The 18,230-nt window shown below is 39.2% G+C and carries 12 protein-coding genes; 6 read left to right on the plus strand and 6 right to left on the minus strand.

The features are described from left to right. Positions 1-11 precede the first annotated feature (11 nt). Positions 12-641, plus strand: a complete 630-nt coding sequence (locus tag F0919_RS16425) for a response regulator transcription factor (protein ID WP_150033878.1) — start codon at positions 12-14, stop codon at positions 639-641. Positions 642-717: 76 nt separating this feature from the next. On the opposite strand, the gene F0919_RS16430 is transcribed toward F0919_RS16425, so the two are convergent. The 5 genes from F0919_RS16430 to F0919_RS16450 form a co-directional block, all read right to left on the minus strand. Beyond that, complete coding sequence (locus F0919_RS16430; RefSeq protein WP_150033879.1) at positions 718-2,145, minus strand: efflux transporter outer membrane subunit; 1,428 nt, start codon at positions 2,143-2,145, stop codon at positions 718-720. Further along, entirely contained in the window at positions 2,123-5,320 is a 3,198-nt protein-coding gene (locus tag F0919_RS16435) for an efflux RND transporter permease subunit (RefSeq protein WP_150033880.1), read from the minus strand. Before F0919_RS16435 ends, F0919_RS16430 begins: the two co-directional genes overlap by 23 nt. Positions 5,321-5,451: 131 nt before the next feature. Then, positions 5,452-6,585, minus strand: coding sequence for an efflux RND transporter periplasmic adaptor subunit (locus tag F0919_RS16440; protein WP_150033881.1), 1,134 nt, complete (start codon positions 6,583-6,585; stop codon positions 5,452-5,454). Between the two features lie 213 nt (positions 6,586-6,798). Beyond that, positions 6,799-7,401 (minus strand): TetR/AcrR family transcriptional regulator, encoded by a 603-nt coding sequence (locus F0919_RS16445; protein WP_150033882.1) that lies wholly within the window; start codon positions 7,399-7,401, stop codon positions 6,799-6,801. A 245-nt stretch (positions 7,402-7,646) separates the two neighbouring features. Continuing rightward, entirely contained in the window at positions 7,647-8,942 is a 1,296-nt protein-coding gene (locus F0919_RS16450) for a lipase family protein (RefSeq protein WP_150033883.1), read from the minus strand. A 464-nt stretch (positions 8,943-9,406) separates the two neighbouring features. On the opposite strand from F0919_RS16450, the gene F0919_RS16455 reads away from it, so the two are divergent. The 5 genes from F0919_RS16455 (at position 9,407) to F0919_RS16475 (ending at position 16,300) form a co-directional block, all read left to right on the plus strand. Beyond that, a complete protein-coding gene (locus tag F0919_RS16455) occupies positions 9,407-9,826 on the plus strand; it encodes a DUF1801 domain-containing protein (protein WP_150033884.1) in 420 nt (139 codons plus the stop codon). Between the two features lie 118 nt (positions 9,827-9,944). After that, complete coding sequence (locus F0919_RS16460; protein WP_150033885.1) at positions 9,945-10,328, plus strand: hypothetical protein; 384 nt, start codon at positions 9,945-9,947, stop codon at positions 10,326-10,328. 176 nt (positions 10,329-10,504) lie between these two features. Beyond that, entirely contained in the window at positions 10,505-11,587 is a 1,083-nt protein-coding gene (locus F0919_RS16465) for an efflux RND transporter periplasmic adaptor subunit (RefSeq protein WP_150033886.1), read from the plus strand. A 118-nt stretch (positions 11,588-11,705) separates the two neighbouring features. Continuing rightward, positions 11,706-14,864, plus strand: coding sequence for an efflux RND transporter permease subunit (locus F0919_RS16470; protein WP_150033887.1), 3,159 nt, complete (start codon positions 11,706-11,708; stop codon positions 14,862-14,864). Positions 14,865-14,866: 2 nt separating this feature from the next. Then, positions 14,867-16,300, plus strand: a complete 1,434-nt coding sequence (locus tag F0919_RS16475) for a TolC family protein (RefSeq protein ID WP_150033888.1) — start codon at positions 14,867-14,869, stop codon at positions 16,298-16,300. An 81-nt stretch (positions 16,301-16,381) separates the two neighbouring features. On the opposite strand, the gene porX is transcribed toward F0919_RS16475, so the two are convergent. Further along, positions 16,382-17,938 (minus strand): T9SS response regulator signal transducer PorX, encoded by a 1,557-nt coding sequence (gene porX, locus F0919_RS16480; protein ID WP_150033889.1) that lies wholly within the window; start codon positions 17,936-17,938, stop codon positions 16,382-16,384. Positions 17,939-18,230 lie beyond the last annotated feature (292 nt).

The following is an 18,230-nucleotide window of genomic DNA, read 5'->3' on the forward strand; positions in this document are numbered from 1 at the left end:
TATTGCTCAAAATGAAAAAACTGGAGTTATCCATTATTGAAGATGTTGATGAGATAAGAAATTATTATCTGGAATATTTTCAGACGCAGGAAGAATTCAGCAAAGTAAATGCCTACGATTGCATGGAAAGCTTTTTTAAAACTTTTAATATGCATTCTCAACCTGATGTTATACTGAGTGACATTCATCTGCCAGGCATGAATGGCATTGATGGTATTAAAAAAATAAAAACAAAATCACCGGAAATCGACATCATAATGCTTACGGTAATAAGCAATAGTGAAAAAATATTTAAATCTATCTGTGCCGGTGCAACGGGCTACGTCATGAAAGATATACCGCTGCCTGAATTAAAGAAAGCAGTGCTGGAAGTACAATCCGGCGGAAGTTATATGAGTCCTTCTATCGCCCGGAAAGTGTTGGAATATTTTGCACCACGCCAAAGCGTTTCAGACCCGCTAAACCAGAAAGAGAAACAAATTGTACAAGGGCTTGTAGATGGGCTTAGTTATAAAATGATTGCAGACCGGATTTCCGTTTCACACGATACGGTCAGGTTCCATGTGAAAAAGATTTACCGGAAACTTCATATCAATACAAAAATTGAATTAATAGGAAGATACCATAAAGGCGAACTTTAAAGATTTTTGCAAAAAAAGCAATAAGGAGAAACACGAAAGTGTCTCTCCTTATTACTTTTAAAAACATTTAAATCTCCTATTTTAAACCGCCGCCTAATGAACGATATAAATCGACATCCGCCATCAACTGATCTCTCTTGATACTGGCAATATCCAGGTCATTTTGCAGGGCATTGCTTTGTGCTGTCAATACTTCGAGGTAATTAGCCATACCACTTTGAAATAAATAATTTGCATTGCTGATAGCTTTTTGCAGAACTGTATTTCTATCTAAGGCATAAGTGTATTGTTCAGATAGTTTATCCACTTTCGCCAACGCATCTGATACATCTCCAACAGCAGTTAAAACAGTTTGCCTGAAAAACAACACTTGTTTTTCCCTGTCAACTTTTGCTACTTCAAATTGGGTCTTGAGGTATTTTTTGTTTAGCAACGGTTGCACCAGGCTGCCGGAAACCATACCAAATAAAGAAGCCGGAATATTAAACCAGTTACTTGCTTTGAAAGCATTGGTACCGCCTGAAGCCGTTATTCTGAGTGCAGGATACATATTTGCTTTTGAAATTCCGACTCTGGCATTTGCAATCGTAAGATTAAGTTCGGCATTTCTCACATCCGGCCTGCGTTTCAATATATCCGCAGGAAACCCGGTATTGTACTTTGATGTAGCTTTTATACTTTCAGCGAAATGAGCTCTTCTTACTTCAGCAGGTAATTGCCCTGTAAGTATGCTCAATGCATTTTCCTGCAACAAAATATCCTGTTCCAGTTTAGGTATCAACTGTTGAGCTGCAATTTTCTGGCTTTTTGCCTGTTCAACTGCCAATGCCGTAACTTGTCCTGATTCAAATTGTAATTGTACAATTCTGACAGTACTGTCATTTAAGGCTACATTCTTTTTCACAGCTTCCAGTTGCGCGTCAAGCATCAGCAGATTATAATATCCTTTCGCCACATTTGACACAAGGCTTGTCTGTATTGCTTTTCGGGCTTCCTGTGTTTGCAGGTAAGCTGCAAGCGCTGCTTGTTTCTGGTTTTTGATCTTACCCCATATATCTGCTTCCCACGACAAGTTAAGGCTTGCAGTATAATCTTCAATATGATTCGTTTTCAGAAAGCTCTGTGCACTTAAACCATTCAGACTGTTATCAGAAGGCCTGTTGGACGCTGCATTAACCTGCAAGGATAAATCGGGAAGATAATTCCATTTTACCTGTTTAAAAAGCAAATCAGACGCTTCAATATTTTTCAGGGCAATCTGCATATCGTAATTCTGTTCTAAAGCAGAAGTTATAAGCGTTTGCAATATTGTATCCTTAAAAAAATCATGAATAGAAAGATCTGCAATGCTACTGCTATCCTGATTTTCATTTAAATCATTCCTGAAAACGGTTGGCACGTTAGGATCGGTAATTATAACGTCTTTGGATATTTTGCAGGCTGTTATCGTAAGTGCCGTTACGATAGCCAACCCTATTGTTTTAATTGGAAGAAAGGCTGACATCAGATAAAATTTTAAGTTCTTGGTTTTTTAATATTTGTGCTTTTGTTGTGGGGCTTACCTTTTCCTGCAGAGATTGGAAAATGATAAACAATACAGGGATTATGAAAAGGCCGAGTACAACGCCGCTAATCATACCACCGGCTGCACCAATACTTATAGAATGGTTTCCCAAAGCAGAAGGGCCATTATCTGTCATCATAGGTATAAGACCTACAACAAATGCAAGTGAAGTCATGATAATCGGCCTCAATCTCAATTTTGCGGCTTCTATTGCAGCAGACAACAATGTTTTCCCGCTTTTACGCCTTTGTACGGCAAACTCTGTAATCAGGATGGCATTTTTAGCCAACAAACCAATGAGCATTACAAGGGCAACCTGTACATAAATGTTATTTTCTATTCCTGAAAGTCCGATGGCAAGAAATACGCCAAAGATGCCTGTAGGTATGGAAAGGATAACAGCAAGCGGAAGCAGGTAACTTTCATATTGTGCTGCCAAAAGGAAATAAACAAATAATAAGCTCAACAAAAATATAACTGTCGACTGTCCGCCTGAAGCTATTTCTTCTCTGGTCATACCGTTAAATTCATATCCATAGCCTGCTGGCAATGACTGTGCTGCAACTTCTTCAACTGCTTTAATAGCGTCACCTGAGCTATAGCCCTTAGCTGTCATCGCATTGATGCCAATGGAGTTAAATAAATTATAGCGGGAAGCGCTTTCAGAGCCATATACACGTCTTAATGAGATTAATGAATTTACAGGAACCATTTCACCTGTTCTATTTTTCACATAAATTCCATTCATCGATTCCGGTGCATCACGATTTTCTTTATCTGCCTGAATCATTACCCTGTAATATTTACCAAAGCGATTGAAATCACCGGCTTGTGTACTGCCAAAGTACGCTTGCATTGTTTGTAACAAGTCTTTTACGCTCACTCCTAACTGTTCTGCTTTTTCATTGTCAATTTCCATCTCTAATTGTGGGAAATCGGCTTTAAAGGCTGTAAACGCAAACGCAATTTCTTTACGTTTCATCAATGCCCCAATGAACTCATTGGTTACATTACTGAATTTTTGTAGTGATCCTGCCGTCTTATCTTGTAACACAAAATCCAATCCTTCCACATTACTGAAACCCGGTACGGTAGGGAAAGTAAAGACAAAGAAACTGGCATCTTTAATGGCTGCTAATTTACCATTAACCTCACCCATAATATCATTAATGTCTTTTATTGGTCCTCTTTCTTTTGCAGGTTTTAATAATACAAAAGCTACACCTGAAGATGGGCTTGATGATTGGGTCAGCATATTAAATCCGGACAATCCCATTAATGTTTCTTTCGATTTCAAAGGATCCAATATTGCTTCCACCTGTTTAATGATTTCTGTAGTCCTTTCTAAGGAAGCACCTGCCGGCATAGACATTGAGATTGCAATGAACCCTTGGTCTTCCGAAGGAATAAATCCGGTTGGTGTACGTTTAATCATGAAAATGGTCGCGATTAATACAATGCTCAATCCGGCCATGCTTAACCATTTAAACTTAATCAGGAAGCGTAAAGCACCAAGGTATTTTTTAGTTAGTTTGTCAAAACCTGAATTAAAGCCGATAAAGAATTTCTCTTTAAATGAAGCTTTTTTCTGTTCGCCATTTTCTCCTGAATGTTTTGGTTCTTTCAAAAACAATGCTGCCAATGCGGGACTCAATGTCAATGCATTTACTGCTGAAATAACAATAGCAATGGCAAGCGTAAAGGCAAATTGCCTGTAAAATACACCCGTAGAACCTTCCATGAAACCTACCGGAAGGAATACTGCTGACATTACAAGGGTTATTGAAATAATAGCATTGCTGATTTCACTCATGGCTGAAATAGTAGCTTCTTTTGGCGGAAGCCGCTTGTGTTCCATTTTGGCATGCACCGCCTCCACTACCACAATGGCATCGTCCACCACAATACCGATTGCTAATACCAATGCAAATAATGTCAGAAGATTAATAGAAAACCCTAATAATGTCATGAAGAAGAAAGTACCCAAAATGGCAACCGGAACTGCAATTGCCGGGATGAGGGTAGAGCGGAAATCCTGAAGAAACAGGAACACTACCAGAAAAACAAGTATAAACGCTTCAACCAAAGTATGCTTTACCTGATCGATAGATTGATCCAAAGTGTCTTTAGTATTGTACAGTTTAAGGTACTTAACGCCTTTAGGAAAGCTTTTGGAGGCCTTTTCCATCAATTTTGCTACCTGAATCTGAATTTCATTTGCATTGGAACCTGCTAACTGAAACATAGCAATATTAATACCGGGCTTTCCGTTGACACGCGTAAAATTGCCATAGGTGTAAGCGCCTAATTCTACCTTAGCCACATCTTTTAGATGAAGCATGGAGCCATCAGGATTGGAACGAATAACAATATTTTCGTAATCTACAGGCTTATTGAGTTTTCCTTTGTATTTGATTACATATTCAAAAGCTTCTTTGCTGCTTTCTCCAAATCTTCCGGGTGCCGCCTCAAGACTTTTATCCTGAATTGCGGCTACTACTTCTTTAGGAGTAAGATTATAAGCTGCCATTTGGGTGGGATTCAGCCATACACGCATCGAATAATCCTTACTGCCTCCAAAAATCATAGCCTGGCCTACACCCGGAATTCTTTTTATTTCAGGTATAATATTTATTTGTGCATAGTTGGCTAAAAATGTCTGGTCATAATTCTTTGGATCATCACTGTACATGTCCATTACCATAATCAGACTGTTTTGTTGTTTAGAGGTAGAAATACCCGCCTGTACAACTTCTGATGGTAATTGTGCGGTAGCTTGTGCCACTCTGTTTTGTACGTTTACTGCTGCCTGATCAGGGTTTGTACCCAGTTTGAAATAAACGGTAATCACTAATGAACCGTCGTTACTGGCTGTAGAACTCATATACAACATGTTCTCTACGCCATTTATCGATTCTTCCAGCGAAGGCGCTACCGATCTCAGAACGGTTTCGGCATTTGCGCCGGGATACAATGCCGTTACTTGTACGGCAGGAGGCGCAATGTCCGGGAACTTTTGTAAAGGTAATCTGGTCAAACCTAAAATACCGAGTATCACCAGCAATATGGATATAACCGTTGCCAGGACTGGTCTTTCAATGAATTTTTTAAACATTGGATTGATGTTATTGGTTATTTGGATTTTTAATTTTCAGGCAATGCCTTCCCTCAACGCGCTATAACAAGGCGTTTCAGTTTACTATATATTTATTCTTATTTCGCTATGGCCTTATCAGGGCTTTGCTTTTATTTCAGACTAAGTTTTTCTGCAGTAGCAGCTTTTACAGGTTCAGGTTTAATAGTACTGCCATCCTGTAACTTGTCCAGACCATTATAAACAATCATATCTCCACTCTGAACACCGTCAGAAACAAGGTAGTAATCTCCGCTTTTACCAAGAATCTGAATAGCCTGTTTAGTAAGTTTATTGTCTTTACTTACTTTGAAAACAAACACCTTATCCTGTACCTCCAGTGTCGACGCCTGTGGTATCAGCAATGAGTTTGAGTGATTTTGATATAAACGTATCTTACCTGTGTTTCCGGATCTTATCAGTCCGTTCTGATTTGGAAACACAGCTCTCAAAGTAATGGCGCCGGTCTGTTTGTCAAACTGTCCATCTACCATATCAATTTTTCCTTCTTCCTGATAAACCGAATTATCAGCAAGTACTAATGATACAGCAGGAAGGTTTTTAAGCTTTTCTTCCAAAGTATTGCCTTCATAGTCATTCTTAAACTTGATAAAGTCATTTTCACTTAAGGAGAAATAAGCAAATATTTCGTGCACATCGGATAACAATGTAAGTGGATCCGGATCTGTAGCAGCAACCAATGAGCCTTGTTTCTTAGGTAACCTTCCTATATAACCATTTACAGGAGCCGTTATAGTTGTGTAACCAAGGCTTATTCTTGCATCTGCCAGCATAGCTCTTGCTCTTGCAGCATTTGCTTTCGCAACTGCATAACTTGATTGGGCCGCCCTTAGTTGTACATCTGAAATAACTTTATTTGCAACCAAAGGAGTAAGCCTGTCTATTTCAATCTGCGCATTCTGGATGGTAGCTTCAGCTGCGTTTAAATTAGCGTCTGCATTAGTTACCGCTTCTCTGAATGGTCTGTCATTAATTTTAAATAATGGCTGTCCGGCTTTTACATAAGCCCCTTCGTCAACATATACTTTATCTAAAATACCGGAGACCTGTGGCCTTATTTCAACATTTGTTTTTCCTTCTAAAGTAGCCGTATAATCCTGATCTGTTGTGGCATCCGAGTTTTGAATTGTGATAGTTTGAGCCGTAGGTAGGGTAGCTACCTCTGCTGTAGGCTTGCTTGTGCAACTAATTATAAATAATAATGCGATTAATGGTAATGATTTCATAACAATGTTTAATTATTTAATGGTGTTAAATGAAAATGCAAAAAGATCCTGTGTTCGTGCTAAAATTCTGATAGTTTCAATTTCGATTGGTTATTGTGAGTATAATGGAGAAGCTCTTCTTAAGAATTATTTATACCGGTTGCAATGAACTGATAAGATGTTTGTTATATTGATGTACTGTTTTTTAACGATGTTAAATTAAAATGAAAAAAATTAAGCGGAAATGTTATTAATAATGCCCGAAATGGCATCTGAAAGCACTTGCTGATTAATTTCGTCTGAAACACCCTGACGTACAATGTTGATTGAAATTAACCCGTGCACCACAGACCAGAATGTATAGTACCATTTACAAATCTCGTCCTCGGTAGGCTCCTTATCTTTTGTAAGTTCAACAATAACGTCCCATATCAGGTCAGCAGGGCTTATAATGTCATCACCCAAAGTCTGTTGTGTAACACAGCAATTTATTTCCACACCAAACATGAGCTGATAATATTCTTTTTCGGCAAAAGCAAAATTCCAGTAAGCCATCCACATTGCCTGCAATTGTTTGGCCGGTAAACGGTGCTTAGCTTTTGCCTCCTGCATTTTTACCGATAATAATGTATAGCCTTTTTTAGTAACCTCCGACAACAGGTCGTCTTTGTTTGAAAAGTACTCGTAAATAATTGGTGCGGTATATTCAATCTCATCTGCAATTTTACGCATGCTCAATGCCTGCCAACCCTCTTTTTTACCAATTTTAAGGGCAGCGTCTAATATATTGGCTCTTGTCTCTTCCTTCAAACGCAATATGCGGTCCTTGCTTGCCATGATATTTTTATTTCAGCTTTAAACTATTTAACACTGTTAGGCAAAGGTAATATCATGTGGATGAATCCACCAAATCAGAAAAGGTATTTCAGTATGGTAATTATTAAATGCCTCCATAATAAGATTTTATAAAGGCCTTGTAGCAGTCAATAATCACATAACGAAAGACAACTAATTACGTGAAGTAAATAAAATAAGCCGGATAGCAAAGTTATCCGGCTTACTTCAAAATATAAATTCAATAATTAAGCAACTGCTTCAGCTTCTTGTGAGGCAGTTTGAGTTTGCGCAGCAGCAAGTGATGCAACATTAATATTGCTCATGCCGTAGTATTTAGAAAGCGCTGCAGAGATATTGTTAACCCTTCTTACATCATCCGTTTCGTTGGTAGCGTTTTGTTTAACAATTTTCATTTCAGCTGCTACTGCTGTAATGCCCAATGGATCATTGTATGCAGTAGTATGCTGATAACCCAACTGACAGATAAATTCGTAAAATGCTTTGAAATAAGGCTTGTATGGAGCCAAATTGCCAGTGGCATATACATTCAAAACGTTTGCTTCAATTTTTGCAGTATTATCTGTATTTGTATCAAATTGACATCCGGTCAATTGATTCCAAGGTTGGATTTGCTGGTAGTCTGTGCGAATCCCGTCTGATGTATTAATGGCACGAAGATTAGCACTTAATGTCAATAAACCCATAGTGGTATAATAAGGCGCCTGAGGCTCGGGAGCCTGAATTTGAGGGTATATACCCGGAATATTTTCCATAGACGAATACATCCACGCTTGCGGTACTACATCAATAGGGTTATATCTGCTTACATAGTTTGCGCCCATGTGTTTTGCAACATAAGTTGCGAAGTCAACATTACCGGGAGTTGGTCCGGCGGTAGGCCATGCAGCAATAGTAGTTATACTGCCGGAAACGGTATTCCATGTGGCTTGTGTATCCTGCATATACATTGCCATTACCGGAGTAAGTGCACCGCCAAGGCTGTGGCCAGCCACATTTACAGTAGCGCCTGTAATTTTGTTTTCCTGAACATAAGTATTCAACGCAGAAAGCATAGTGACACCTGAAACCTCCATGGCCAACAGATTCTGTAAACCCAGGTATGTACCACCCGCAATTACAGGTACGAAAACCACAGGTATGTTTATATTCTTGTTTACAATCTTGCTCCATTCAACTAAGGTATTGACGCCAAAGTCTTCCTGGAACCAGCCATACATAGACACTGCATTTGTGCCTGCAATACCTACAACAAATTGGTTTGATGATTGATTATAAACCAGCATCATTGTATTGTCGGCCACTACTTTTGCCGCAGTCTGATTGTTTGTAAATACTTTCGGTCCCCATACAATTGTCCAGTCGCCGATGCAACCCTGAATAATGAGATCAGCAAGGCAATTTGTGACGATGGTTGTAGTCACTGTTTGCAATTGATCATAAGAGGATTCCTGCAGATCGAATGCTGCATTTGAAATAAGGGATAAGCTGTGGATTTGAGCTTCTAATGGATAGCTTGCCATGATTTTTGGTTTTGGTTTGGTTTTGGTTAAAAGAGGGTGTTAAAATTTGTGATGTAAAACTATAAAGTTGTCATAAAATTAAAATGCGTAAAAACACCTGAATTTTATTTTGGTGGTAATTACGCATTCTCCTGGAAGCCTTATATTTGTTTGTAATTAGCTGTATAACATACAATGGATAAATACAAATAACATTTTATAACTACCACATGTTACAGGAAACATTTATATTGTTAATGGCAAAATAGACTAATAAAGAAAGTCTGAAAGATGAATTATGGAAATCTGGCAAATATATTTCCAATATACTAAAGGTCAAGGATCTCTAACCTGTCAGGCATTTGAGATAGTACAAGGCAATTAAAAACATCCTGCAGAAATGCATAGCCCGTTAGACGTGTTATATAAGCTTTACTATTAATTTGCAAATAGTCAATTTATCTTTGGTGTTAAATAATTCTGGCATGGCAAAAAATAAAACAACGGAAACTGATAATAGCGTTCCTGGATTTATAAATACGTTTGCAGACAGCGAACAAAAACGGGATGATAGCTTTGAACTTCTGAAACTGATGCAACATGTATCCGGATTCCATGCTAAAATGTGGGGACCAAGCATTATTGGTTTCGGTCAGTATCATTATAAATATGCAAGCGGGCATGAAGGAGACGCGCCATTAATTGGTTTCTCTCCACGCAAGGCAGCTATTTCGCTTTATATATTCACCGGCCTGGAAGAACACGAACATTTATTGAAAAGTCTGGGTAAATTTAAAATGGGAAAAGCCTGTATTTATGTCAAAAAATTATCGGATATAAATAAAGAAGCATTGACTGCTTTAATGATCGAAACTATTAAGTTTTTAAAGTCAAAATACCAATGAACAAACTTGATATTTTCAAAAAGCTTTCTTGAAAATATCAGTGTTAACCTTTTTTTTACTTGTTAAAACACATGATTTTTTTTTCCCTCTAAATCTTTGTCATAGCTTTGGCGCGCAAATGAGATTAGCCGTATTTTTCATGTCTTTATGTTTCCTCCTGTCGAGAGGTAATACTTATATATCTATGGCTGTACAAGGTGGTAATTACACCCACCATACTCAAAAGCCACAAAAAGCAAAATTTACAAATTCAGACTATTCTCTCTTTACAGATACGGATTGGGATTCGGAGGAAGAACACGTCGTTAGCGATGATGATGTTAATGATAATCTTTCAGACGATTCTTTTCTTGCACAGCAATTCAAGATGATGGCTATGTGCTATGCGAGTGTTCCTTATCATTCTATTCTGAATTATTATCACAATTGTTATAGAAACCCTCCGTCCTTTTTGGGACAAGCCTCACACAAATACATTTTACAAGGCGTATTAAGAATCTGATTTCTTCAAGTATCAGTTGGCGGAAGAATGCCTGCATAGCATAATTATAAGGTTATATAATCTTTTATCATTGCTGGAATATTCTGGTTTTCGTGCCAAACTGATATTTTTTATATATCAAGCAATATCTTTGCTTTTTCTGGCATTCCAATAGTTAAATATCTATTTTAAAAATCATGAATAAAATTGTCATGTTCACAGGCATTCTTGCTCTTGTGTACCAAACAAGTTGTACTTCTAAGAAAGAAGAAAAAGAGGAAATTGGTAAATACACCGTTACCAGTCCTTTAAAAACCGATACTGCTTTTATCAAAGAGTATGTGGCTCAGATACGGTCTGTGCGTAATATTGAAATCAGGGCACAGGAAAAAGGCTATCTCCAAAATATTTATGTGGATGAAGGCCAGTTCGTAAAAGCAGGGCAAGTTATGTTCCGCATTATGCCGAAACTTTACGAAGCTGAATTGCTGAAGGCGCAGGCAGAAGCCAAGGCTGCAGAAATAGAATTGCAAAATGCCAAAACTCTGGCAGATAAAAATATCGTTTCCAAAAATGAGCAGGCTGTTGCTCAGGCAAAACTGGATCAGGCAAGAGCAGAAATATCACTTGCAAAGCTGCATCTTTCCTTTACCGAAATCAAGGCTCCGTTTGACGGCACTATTGACCGTATTCCCAAAAAGCTGGGTAGCCTGATTGATGAAGGTGAATTGCTGACTACGCTTTCAGACAACAGCCAGATGTTTGCTTATTTCAATCTTTCCGAACCCGAATATCTTAACTACGAAACCAATGTTAAGGGTAGGGGCGATAATAAAGTAAACTTATTATTAGCTAACGGAGAGGTATTGTCCAGTCCGGGAGAGGTTGAAACCATAGAAAGTGAATTCGACAGCGAAACAGGTAACATCGCTTTCCGTGCCAAATTTCCAAACCCCAACAAGCTTTTGAAACACGGTGAAACCGGTAAAGTACAAATGCTTATTCCTGTGAAGAATGCTTTGATTATCCCGCAGAAATCTACTTACGAGATTCAGGATAAAAAATATGTTTTTGTAGTGGACGATAAAAATGTGGTTCATTCAAAGGCAATTATCATTACAGGTGAAATGCCGGATTTGTATGTTGTTGAAAGCGGTCTTCAGGAGAATGACAAAATATTACTTGAAGGCGTTCAGAAAGTAAAAGACGACGATACAATCCGATACGATTATCAAAAACCGGCGGAAGTTATTTCCCAGTTACGCTTAAAAGCAGAATAGAAGTTTTTTAGTTCATAATAATAAATGTCATTATATAAGTATCATTTCGGCAAGCTTAGCTTGTCGAAATCACTACCTACAGAAATGGTTTGATGACATTATCTAAATAATAATTTCAATGTTCAGTAAATTCATACAGCGGCCGGTTTTATCAATCGTTATTTCGCTGATAATAGTTTTTCTTGGTGTGCTGGCAATTACCAATTTGCCGGTAACACAGTTCCCCTCCATCTCTCCGCCTAAAGTAAACGTAACAGCCGATTATCCGGGTGCCAACGGTGAGCTGATGATTAAAGCGGTGGTTATTCCACTCGAAAGAGCGCTGAATGGCGTACCCGGGATGAAGTATATGGCATCTGATGCCGGTAATGATGGTGAGGCAAGCATCCAGATTGTATTTAATCTTGGTACAGATCCCAACCAGGCTGCATTAAACGTTCAAAACCGTGTAGCATCGGTGGTAAACAAGTTGCCGCCGTTAGTGGTTCGTGAAGGGGTTAAGATTACCCGTGAAGAATCCAATATGTTGATGTACGTCAACTTGTACAGTAAGGATCCGCATACTGATCAAAAGTTCTTGTACAACTTTGCCGACATCAACCTTTTGTCAGAGCTGAAAAGGGTAAACGGGGTAGGCTTTGCCGACATCCTGGGTAACCGTGACTATGCTATGCGTATCTGGCTGAAACCTGACCGTATGCTGGCTTATAAAATATCTGCCGACGAAGTAATGGAAGCATTAAGCTCCCAAAGTCTTGAAGCTTCGCCCGGTAAGACGGGTGAAAGCTCCGGTAAACGATCCCAGACATTTGAATATGTGCTGAAATATTCAGGACGGTTCACCACAAAAGAACAATATGAAAATGTGATAGTAAGAGCCAATCCTGATGGTGAATTGCTTCGCCTGAAAGATGTGGCTGATGTGGAGTTCGGAAGCTCGATGTACGATATTTATTCCAACCTGAACGGCAGGCCATCTGCGGCTATCGTATTGAAACAATCTTACGGAAGTAATGCGAGTCAGGTAATCAAGGATGTAAAAGCCAAACTGGAAGAAATCAAGAAAACCACTTTCCCTAAAGGAATGGATTATGAAATCAGCTATGACGTTTCGTCCTTCCTGGATGCATCTATTGAAAAAGTAATACACACTTTGGTAGAAGCCTTTATATTGGTGGGTCTTGTAGTATTCCTGTTTCTGGGTGATTGGCGTTCTACCATTATTCCTGCACTGGCGGTACCTGTTTCGCTTATCGGTACGTTCATGTTCATGCAATTTTTCGGCATTACGCTTAACCTTATTACCTTATTCGCATTGGTACTCGCTATCGGTGTAGTTGTGGATGATGCCATTGTAGTTATTGAAGCGGTGCATGCCAAGATGGAGGAAGAACATCTTAAACCGCGCAAGGCCACAAAGAAAGCCATGAAGGAAATTGCAGGCGCTATTATTGCCATAACCTTCCTGATGGCTGCAGTATTTGTTCCGGTAGCCTTTATGCCGGGACCGGTGGGTATGTTCTACAGGCAGTTCTCCATTACAATGGCTACTGCTATTATTCTTTCAGGTATTGTGGCATTGACACTCACGCCTGCTCTTTGTGCCATTATCCTGAAAAATAACCATGGTAAAGTAAAGAAGAAAACACCTGTCAACCGATTCATCGGCGGATTCAATAATTTGTTCAATCGCTCTGCAGACAAGTACCAGACTTTGTTAGGCCGCGTTGCAGGCAGAAGGTTTTTTACATTCGGATTATTGATTGCTTTCGGTATCGGTACTTTCATTCTGAACAAAACTGTTCCATCGGGCTTTATTCCTAATGAAGATCAGGGTATGTTTTATGCCATCATTCAAACACCTCCGGGCTCTTCGCTGGAAAGAACAAATGCTATAGCTGAAAAACTTCAGAAGATTGCAGAGCATGTGGAAGGTGTCCAATCGGTTTCTGCATTGGCAGGTTACGAGATACTTACGGAAGGTACCGGTTCCAATTCAGGTACTTGTCTGATAAATCTTAAAAACTGGAATGATCGCAAGCATTCCGTACAGGAAATCATTGATGAACTGGAAGAAAAAACCAAGGATATTGCAGGTGCTAATATTGAATATTTCCAACCGCCTGCCGTACCTGGTTATGGCGCTGCCGGAGGGTTTGAATTACGTTTATTGGACAAAGCAGGGACAGGCGATTATAAAAAAATGGAACAGGTAAATAACGATTTTGTGAAGGCGTTGAATAAACGGCCTGAACTGTCTTCGGTATTTAGCTTCTACAGTGCCAGCTTCCCGCAGTACATGCTGAAGGTGGATAATGATCTTGCCCAGCAAAAAGGCATTTCAATTGATAATGCAATGAATACGCTTTCCACACTTGTAGGTAGTAACTATGAAATCAGCTTTATCAAATTTGGCCGTCAGTATAAGGTAATTGTGCAGGCTGCCGCACAATACAGGGCATTGCCGGAAGACATTCTCAAGCTGTATGTAAAAAACAACAAAGATGAAATGGTGCCTTTTTCAGCATTTATGAAAATGGAAAAGGTATATGGCTTGTCGGAAATCACAAGGCATAACATGTATAACTCATCCGAGATAAGCGGTTCGGCTGCGGCAGGCCATAGTAGCGGTGAAGCCATCAAGGTTATTAAAGACGTAGCAGAAAAAACATTGCCGAGAGGCTTTGGTATCGACTGGGCAGGTATATCTGCCGATGAGGTTGCACAGGGTAATTCGGCTATCTATATCTTTATTATCTGTCTTGGCTTCGTTTATTTGATCCTTGCTGCGCAATACGAGAGCTTTATTCTGCCGTTGTCTGTAATACTTTCATTACCGGCAGGTATTTTCGGGGCATTCTTCCTCCTACGTTTGTTCGGCCTTGAAAATAATATCTATGCACAGATTGCAATGGTAATGTTGATTGGCTTATTAGGTAAAAATGCGGTATTGATTGTTGAGTTTGCAGCGCATCGTCAAAGCAGGGGTATGTCTGTTTATCAGGCTGCGCTTGAAGGCGCCAAAGCAAGGTTCCGTCCTATCCTTATGACATCTTTCGCATTCATTGCGGGTCTGATTCCATTGATGTTTGCAACGGGACCGGGTAAGCTGGGTAACAGAACCATTGGTACGGCAGCAGCAGGCGGTATGTTGATAGGAACCATTTTTGGAGTTATCATCATTCCGGGACTGTATTACATTTTTGGAACCATTGCGTCCAAACACAAACTTATTAAAGACGAAGAAGACCATCCTTTAACCGAAGACTTTCAATAATCATGCAAAAGAATAGAAACTATATATGCATTTGCCTGCTTGCGATCGTAACAGGCATTGCAGGTTGTAACATACCTAAAGTCATTCAACGGGATGAAAACAGGTCAGTACCTGTATCATACATTAATAATCAGGATACAACTAATGCAGCAAGCCTTCCCTGGCGTGAATTTTTTACCGATCCTTATTTGCAGAATCTCATTGATACTGCATTGAATAACAATCAGGAATTAATGATTACGTTGCAGGAAATTGAAATTGCGCGTAATGATGTAAGGATGAAGAAAGGTGCCATATTGCCGACAGTGCGTTTAGGTGCCGGTGGCGGAATTGAAAAAGTAGGCAGGTACACCAGCCAGGGTGCCGGTGATGCCTCCACTGAAATCGCTCCCGGAAAACCGGTGCCTGACTGGTTGCCCGATATGAGTGTTGCGGCGACAGCAGAATGGGAAGTAGATATCTGGAAAAAGCTGCGTAATTCCAAGAAGGCTGCCGTAAGCCGTTACCTATCAACTGTTGAAGGCAAGAATTTTGTATTGACAAATCTGATAGCGGAAGTTGCAAACTCTTATTATGAATTACTTGCTCTGGATAATCAATTATCAATTGTTCAGCAAAACATCAGCTTGCAAAATAATGCGCTTGAGATTGTAAAAATCCAGAAAGAAGCCGCAAGAGAAACCGAGCTTGCTGTTCAGAAATTCCAGGCTGAAGTATTAAAATCACAAAGCCTTGAATTCGACATCAGGCAAAACATAAAGGAAACGGAAAACAGAATTAATTTTCTGTTGGGCCGTTTCCCGCAGGAAATATTAAGAGACAAAAGCAACTTCCTGACTTTGCAACCAATGGGCGTAAGCTCGGGTATTCCATCGCAATTGTTGGCCAATCGTCCTGATATCAAACAGGCGGAGCAAGACCTTATTGCGGCTAAGCTTGATGTGAAAGTTGCACGCGCAGAGTTTTATCCTTCATTGAATATTTCTGCTGCGATAGGACTTCAGGCGTTTAGCCCATCTTATCTGGTAAAATTCCCTGAATCAGTGCTGGCTTCGCTTGTCGGTGATCTGGCAGGACCGCTTATTAACCGCAGCGCCATTAAAGCAGAATATAATACTGCCAATGCAAGACAATTACAGGCGGTTTATAATTATGAACGTACCATCCTTAATGCTTATATCGAGGTTTACAATCAGCTTTCAAATATAGAAAACCTTGATAAAAGCTACGGGCTGAAATCACGCCAGGTAGATGCGCTCACCCAATCTATCAGCATAGCAAATGACCTTTTTGCATCTGCAAGGGCTGATTATTTTGAAGTGCTGATGACACAAAGAGATGCTTTGGAATCCAAGCTGGAATTGATAGAAACCAAGAAAGCACAGTTTAATGCTGTAGTTGATGTTTACAGAGGTTTAGGCGGCGGCTGGAAATAGCATAGCAGACAGAAGCAGTTTATTAAAACACAAAGGAGAGGAACAAATTCCTCTCCTTTGTAATTATGAAACGCTTTATTGCTACTTACTTGTCAACCTGATCAAAGGCACAATTACTTCTTCCAGTGAAACACCACCATGTTGGAATGTGTTTCTGTAATAGTTTACGTAATGATTATAATTATTTGGGTAACAAAGAAATACATCGCCTTTTGCAAAAATGTATTTTGAGTTTACATTTGGTTGTGGCAAACCTGCTTCATGTGGATTGGTAATGGCAAACACATCCTTTTCTTCGTATTGGATATTACGTCCGTGTTTGTAACGAAGATTGGTTGTAGTTGTTTTGTCACCTACACATTTGCTCGGTGTCTTCACTCTCATTGTACCGTGGTCGGTAGTAATAATTAATTGGATGTCTTTATCTGCAATTTTCTTTAAAGCACGGTATAAAGGAGAGTGTTCAAACCAGCTTACGGTCAAGGAACGATAGGAAACCTCATCGCCCGCCAATTCTTTCAGCACTTCCATTTCTGTACGTGCATGCGAAAGCATATCGACGAAATTATAAACGATTACCGTAAGGTCATTCCGCAAATAATTATGGATATTGTCTTCCATATTTTTGCCATCTTCATTATTGGTAATTTTCAGGTAATCCCATTTAATATTTCCCATTTTCAGGTGTCTCAGATGATCACCTAAAAACTGTTTTTCATAAAGATTTTTTCCACCTTGCTCATCATCATTTTTCCATTCAAGCGGGTAAGTCTTTTCAATTTCAACCGGCAATAAACCTGAGAAAATAGCATTACGGCTGTATTGGGTAGAGGTGGGCAAAATGCTGTAAAACATTTCCTCTTCCTGCACCCTGAAAAATTGTGTAATAATCGGTTCGATTGATTTCCATTGGTCATAACGAAGGTTGTCAATCAATACCATAAATGTAGGTTTACCTTTCTTTATCTGCGGCGCTATACGTTTTTCGAACAAAGTATGCGACATGATAGGCGTATCGCTTTTCTTCTCCTGAATCCAGTCGGTATAATAACGCGAAACGAATTTAAAAAACTCGGTATTAGCTTCCTGCTTTTGTGTATTGAAAACTTCCTGCATTTCAGGACTGTCACTTTTTGCCATCTCAACTTCCCAGTAAACCAGTTTTTTATACAGTTCCTTCCATTCTTCCACGCTCGGATTATTATTCAGAGCCATGAAAAGATTCCTGAAGTCTTTCTGATATTCCAACGTTGTTTTTTCGGAAACCAAACGCTTGCCATCCAGTATTTTTTTTATGGAAAGCAATACCTGATTCGGGTTCACCGGTTTGATAAGGTAATCTGTTATCTGCGAACCGATGGCTTCCTCCATAATGTTTTCAGCTTCATTTTTGGTAACCATTACTACAGGAACAGTAGGGTAGGTTTCTTTAATCTGAGCTAAAGTTTCGAGTCCTGTCATACCGGGCATACTTTCGTCTAACAATACGAGGTCAGCAGCAGGGTTGGCTTTCAGATGCTCGAGCGCATCGTAACCATTGGTAAAAGGGATTATTTCGTAACCTTTATTTTTAAGGAACAGGATTTGAGATTTCAACGATTCGATTTCATCGTCAACCCATAGGATTTCTGCTTGCATATATACGTTTTTACTTTATTGTGAGGCCTGAGCAGACCTTTTATTTAAGATTAAACAAGAATAATAAAGTAAAGTTACAGAATATAGAAATCCTTTTTTTGTGAAATGCTAAAGTAGAACGAATTACGGAACAGTTTTGGTATTTAACAAAAGGTTTTTAAATAAAAAGGTGAAAGACAGGTTATTGTCGGTGAAAGTAAATTCTGCTACTTTTTGTATCATTGCGCATAAATTAAATCCCTATACGACTATGCCCTTTGGAGTTGTTGACAAAATTTACCATGAAGACTTC

This window comes from Taibaiella lutea (assembly GCF_008629695.1).
Taxonomy (GTDB): Bacteria; Bacteroidota; Bacteroidia; order Chitinophagales; family Chitinophagaceae; genus Taibaiella; species Taibaiella lutea.